Source organism: Desulfothermus sp., from assembly GCF_053993635.1.
In genome coordinates, this window is record NZ_JBMYBT010000070.1 from 1 (window position 1) to 5,484 (window position 5,484).

At 36.2% G+C, this 5,484-nt stretch carries 7 protein-coding genes and 1 tRNA gene; all 8 read right to left on the reverse strand.

The window, feature by feature from the left end; genetic code table 11:
- Positions 1–2 precede the first annotated feature (2 nt).
- A complete protein-coding gene (thpR, locus tag ACY2V1_RS05750) occupies positions 3–557 on the reverse strand; it encodes an RNA 2',3'-cyclic phosphodiesterase (protein WP_461833843.1) in 555 nt (184 codons plus the stop codon).
- Positions 558–592: 35 nt separating this feature from the next.
- Positions 593–1,309: an adenosylcobinamide-GDP ribazoletransferase gene (cobS, locus tag ACY2V1_RS05755; RefSeq protein ID WP_461833844.1), complete on the reverse strand. Its 717-nt coding sequence runs from the start codon at positions 1,307–1,309 to the stop codon at positions 593–595.
- A 3-nt stretch (positions 1,310–1,312) separates the two neighbouring features.
- Positions 1,313–1,834 carry a bifunctional adenosylcobinamide kinase/adenosylcobinamide-phosphate guanylyltransferase gene (gene cobU, locus ACY2V1_RS05760; protein WP_461833845.1) on the reverse strand — a complete coding sequence of 174 codons (522 nt, stop codon included), beginning with the start codon at positions 1,832–1,834 and terminating at the stop codon, positions 1,313–1,315.
- A 52-nt stretch (positions 1,835–1,886) separates the two neighbouring features.
- Positions 1,887–2,234, reverse strand: coding sequence for an Mth938-like domain-containing protein (locus tag ACY2V1_RS05765; protein WP_461833846.1), 348 nt, complete (start codon positions 2,232–2,234; stop codon positions 1,887–1,889).
- Between the two features lie 76 nt (positions 2,235–2,310).
- On the reverse strand, positions 2,311–3,942 hold the full coding sequence (gene groL / locus ACY2V1_RS05770) for a chaperonin GroEL (protein ID WP_461833847.1): 1,632 nt from the start codon (positions 3,940–3,942) through the stop codon (positions 2,311–2,313).
- A gap of 22 nt (positions 3,943–3,964) precedes the next feature.
- Entirely contained in the window at positions 3,965–4,264 is a 300-nt protein-coding gene (gene groES, locus ACY2V1_RS05775; RefSeq protein ID WP_459876577.1) for a co-chaperone GroES, read from the reverse strand.
- Between the two features lie 185 nt (positions 4,265–4,449).
- Entirely contained in the window at positions 4,450–4,932 is a 483-nt protein-coding gene (purE, locus tag ACY2V1_RS05780; RefSeq protein ID WP_461833848.1) for a 5-(carboxyamino)imidazole ribonucleotide mutase, read from the reverse strand.
- Between the two features lie 91 nt (positions 4,933–5,023).
- A tRNA-Ser gene (locus tag ACY2V1_RS05785) sits at positions 5,024–5,111 on the reverse strand.
- Between the last annotated feature and the right edge of the window lie 373 nt (positions 5,112–5,484).

Here is a 5,484-nt window from a genome sequence, read left to right on the forward strand (position 1 = left end):
AATTATTTTAACTCAAACTCTTTTATAGGTATATAGATAGGTCCAGTTGGTTTTAAAATGCTTTGCCATAAAATAAATCTATCAATGGTTATCTCGGGCCAAGTGAGCTCATTTAAATATTTTAATAACTCCTTCCAATTGTCTTTTAAATGAGCATATTTTATCCGTCCTATAGTGAGATGAGGCTTAAATGGTCTATCATCTCCCTTAATTCCAATAGATGATAGGAATGAAGAAACTTCTTCTGCGAGTTTTATACATTCTCCATATCCATTTTTGGTCCCCACCCAAAGAACGCGTGGTCTTTTGATATTTGGAAAATATCCACCACCTCCTGCCTGCAAGATAAATGGAGCTACTGAAACATTTTCAAGAGTATCTTTAATTTGATCTACTTTTTTTTCATTAACTTCACCAATAAAGAATAAAGTTAAATGGAAATTTTTTTCTTGTGTCCACTTAATCTTAGACAATAATTTATTTGCCCAGTTGTTTTTTATTTTTTTTAAATTTTTTTTGTATTCATCGACAAAAGGAATTCCTACAAAAACACGCATCTAATAACTCCATATAAATTAATAAATATTCAATTTTAACTTAAAACTAAAAACAAAATAGATTCAATAACCTCACACATACAACCTAATGTATCTCCAGTTATGCACCCCAAGGTCTTTTTATAATAAAAAATAATTAAAAATGTTGATATAAAAAAAACACTATTTAACAAAAAGCAATCTTTACCTAGATAAAGAGAGATAAAAATTATAAAAGCAAATGGAATAAATTCTTTTAATTTTACATTTGATGCAAAAAAACCTTTAGCAGTACCCTGTTCCCTACAATATCCCAAGAATTTCATTGCAATAACCATAGAGGTCCTGGAATATGCAGGTATTAAAGTAATTATTAAAAATCTGTTATTATCTATGCCCTTTATACCAAAATATTTAATTCCAAGAACGCCTACAATGGCCAGGACGCCCATTGTACCAATCCTGGAATCTTTCATTATTTTAAGCATATCTTCCATGGACCTATGACTAAATATACCATCAGCAGTATCAGCCAGTCCATCTAAGTGAAGTGCACCTGTAAGAAATACAAACATAATTACATCTAGCCATGAGGTCGTGCTAACTGGAAAAATCTGAGACATAAAAAAATCAAAACTGGCCACTATAAGTCCCAAAAATAGGCCAACTATAGGGAAATAGGCTCTTATTTTATCAGGGGAAAATTCCAATTTGATCTTTTTAGGAATAGGAATAGTTGTCAAAAATAGTAATGCTTCCAGAAAATTTTTCATTTTTTAACCTTTTATTAGATTTGGAATTCCACAGGTAACAAAGTAAACTTTGTCTGCCACTTTTGCTACTTTTTGATGCATAATTCCCACAACATCCCTGTATTTTCGAGAAACTTCATTTAATGGGACAATTCCAAGACCAACTTCATTGGATACAAGTATTAACAACCCTCTATTTTTTGCAATTACCTCTAAAAGTTTTTGTATCTCAACTTCAATTTCCTGGATGGTAAGACCCTTATAAAAAAGATTGTTGACCCACATTGTGAGGCAATCTACCAATACGACGTATCCTTTAATCACAACACCATTTAATCTATCTGGCAAATCATATGCACATTCTAAGGTCTCCCACTCATCTCCCCTCTCTTTTTTATGTTTTTTCACCCTGTCTTCCATTTCCTCATCACACACAATGGAAGTTGCAACATAGATCTTCTTTTGGTCTAAATATTTGTCCGCTAATTCTAATGCAAAGCTGCTTTTGCCACTCTTACATCCACCAATTATAAAAATCGTCTCCATAAAGGAATTTTCTCCTGTTTTAAACCATCATATATGGCGCAAAATAATACTATTAACATGTTAGATGAAACCCAGCACCGACCTTTCTACCTTCTTTATATAACCTGTTAAATTCAGAGATGGCGTCTTTTGTTGGTTTTTCTATAAGTTTAATTTTTTGTTTTTTCAAATAATTTTTAAGGGAAGGATCAACTTTCATCAAACCAGGATCACCCTGGCCTATTACAATAATTTCCACGCCATGTTCAAGTATATCTTTTATATCTCTTTGTAACACCTTGTGTCCTTCACTTCGCCACCAATTGGGGATAACGATATTTCCTATTATCTTCAAATCATGGGTATATGTTTTTCCTGATATCTTAATATATCCAAATCTATACTCTTGTATCTGAACCATATATCCCTCCCATAAACAAAACAAAAAAGGCTGGTCAAAAGACCAGCCTTTTTCATCTTTATTGGTTTCATATCTATTAATACATGCCACCCATACCAGCACCAGGTGCAGGCATGTTCTTATCTTTTTCCTCTGGTTTTTCACAAATTGCAGCCTCAGTTGTTAAGAGCAAGGATGCAATAGAGGATGCATTTTGAATTGCAATCCTGGTCACTTTCTTTGGATCAATTACACCAGCCTTGAGAAGGTCTTCATACTCACCAGTGGCTGCATTAAATCCAAAGGCACCTTTCTCAGATTTTACTTTCTCAACCACTAAAGAGCCCTCATAACCTGCATTTGCGCAGATCTGACGCAGAGGCTCTGTGAGTGCATTTTTGATAATTTCAATACCTGCTTTCTCATCTTCATCAGCGGCCTTTAAAGCTTCAACTGCCTCAATGCATCTGATAAGGGCTACGCCACCACCAGGAACAATACCTTCCTCAACAGCTGCCCTGGTTGCATTAAGTGCGTCTTCTACCCTGGCCTTCTTTTCCTTCATCTCGGTCTCAGTTGCAGCACCAACATTAATTACTGCAACACCACCTACTAACTTGGCCAGACGCTCCTGTAATTTCTCCCTATCATAGTCAGAAGTGGTCTCTTCAATTTCAGCCCTGATCTGGTTAACCCTGGCTTTGATGTCTTCTGGTTTTCCAGCACCATCAATTATTGTGGTATTTTCTTTGTCAACAATTATCTTTTTGGCCTCGCCAAGGTCATTTAAAGTAGCATTTTCAAGCTTGATACCCAGATCCTCTGAGATCACCTGACCACCAGTTAAGATAGCAATGTCCTGCAACATTGCCTTTCTTCTCTCTCCAAAACCAGGAGCCTTTACTGCACATACCTGCAAGGTTCCCCTTAATTTGTTCACAACCAATGTAGCAAGGGCTTCTCCCTCTACGTCTTCAGCAATAATCAACAAAGGCTTACCCTGTTTTGCAACCTGCTCTAACACAGGGAGTAGGTCCTTCATTGCAGATATCTTTTTCTCATGAATCAAAATGTATGCATTTTCCAGCTCACATGTCATCTTCTCGGCATTGGTCACAAAGTATGGAGAGAGGTAACCTCTATCAAACTGCATACCTTCAACAAAATCTAGGGTATTCTCGAGACCTTTGGCCTCTTCTACAGTAATAACTCCCTCTTTCCCAACCTTGCTCATTGCATCAGCAATGAGGTTACCTATTGTTGGATCATTGTTGGCAGAGATTGTACCTACCTGTGCAATGTCCTTTTCATCTCTGGTTGGAACAGCGATCTCTTCTAATTTTTTAACAACTGCATCAACGGCCTTATCAACACCTCTCTTAATGATCATGGGATTTCTGCCAGCAGCAACTAATTTAATGCCTTCATTGAATATTTTCTGGGCAAGGATGGTTGCTGTTGTGGTACCATCACCAGCAATGTCAGATGTCTTGCTGGCAACTTCTTTTACCATCTGGGCGCCCATATTTTCAAACTTATCTTCCAATTCAATCTCTTTTGCAACTGTTACACCATCTTTTGTGATAACTGGAGATCCAAAAGACTTTTCAATAACAACATTCCTTCCCTTTGGACCTAAAGTTACCTTCACAGCATTTGCAAGTTTATCTACTCCAGCCTTTAATTTTGCTCTTGCATTCTCACTATATAAAATTTCCTTTGCAGGCATATTACCCACCTCCTTTTAAAATTTAGTTTTCAATAATAGCAACAATATCATCTTCTCTCATGATGAGATATTCTTCACCCTCAATCTTTACCTCGGTTCCTGCATATTTGCTAAACATTACCTTGTCCCCAACCTTTACAGACATCTCAATCCTCTTTCCATCATCAGTAAGCCTACCAGGACCAACAGCAATTACTTCACCTTTGATTGGCTTTTCTTTTGCAGTATCAGGAATAATAATTCCACCTTTTGTCTTTTCCTCTTCCTCTAAACGCTTAACCAACACACGATCATGCAATGGTTTTAACTTCATAGCCTCCACCTCCGTTTTATTTTGTTGTTTTTATTATCTCAAATTTATTATTAGCACTCTTTAGTTGCGAGTGCTAACAAAACCAATATAACCTAGTGCCTTAATGGACGCATGTAAATATAAACTCGATTTTTTAGTTGTAAAGATCGGAAAATAAATTTTTTTATATTTTTTATTTAACCTACTAAAATACTTTACAATTTTTTATCAGATTCCTCTACTGCTCGACTCATTTCTTCTCTTAACTCTTTTAATTTTTTCTCTAATTCAAAATCATAAATAGCCAGGATTTGAGCTGCAAGATAAGCTGCATTTCTCGCTCCAACCTTGTCAATGGCAACAGTTGCAACAGGATATCCAGGGGGCATTTGTACAGTGGAGAGAAGAGAGTCCATACCTCCTAAGGAAGATGCATTAATAGGAACTCCAATAACAGGTCGTATAGTCCTCGCTGCAACTGCTCCAGCAAGGTGGGCTGCAAGACCAGCAGCACAAATAAACACCTTACACCCCTTTTCTTCTAAGTCTTTGATTAAATTTTCAGTCCTATCAGGGGTCCTGTGGGCAGATGTTACATGAAACTTATAACTAATACCCAATTTTTCCAACACCTCCACACAGGGAACCATTTTCTCTTTATCTGAAATACTCCCGATAAAAATAGCTACATCTACCATAAATTCCTCCTGGTTTGACAGCGCAATTAAAACCTTTGTTTAATCTTTCAGAAAATTAATTTAAGGCAAGATAAAAAGGGAGGAAGGGAGACGGAGAGGGAGGGATTCGAACCCCCGGAGGGCTATCAACCCTCAGTAGTTTTCAAGACTACCGCCTTCGACCGCTCGGCCACCTCTCCGTGGGATCAACAATGATAATGATATATTTTAAAAATTTCAAGCTTTTTATTCAACTTTTTATAAAAATTTTAGATAATTAATTGATATTATTGTTTTTTCAACCTTCTTTTTACAGAACTATATTTTGAGGACAATTACCCTGATTGAAGTCAAAGGTTTGGAGCTTATGCTAAATAAAAATAAAAGCTATAACAGTCCATTTTTTATAGGGGCTTAATAAACTTATCTAACAATGATCTTTAGTCCCTGTATACACAAAATTTTTTGCAATCATCTTAAAAAAAGACCCTTTATCAATACCAATTGGGTTTTTACACCTGGGACAAAGTATTTTCCCATCTTTCTCATCCCATCCAAAGGCCTTGGTTATCC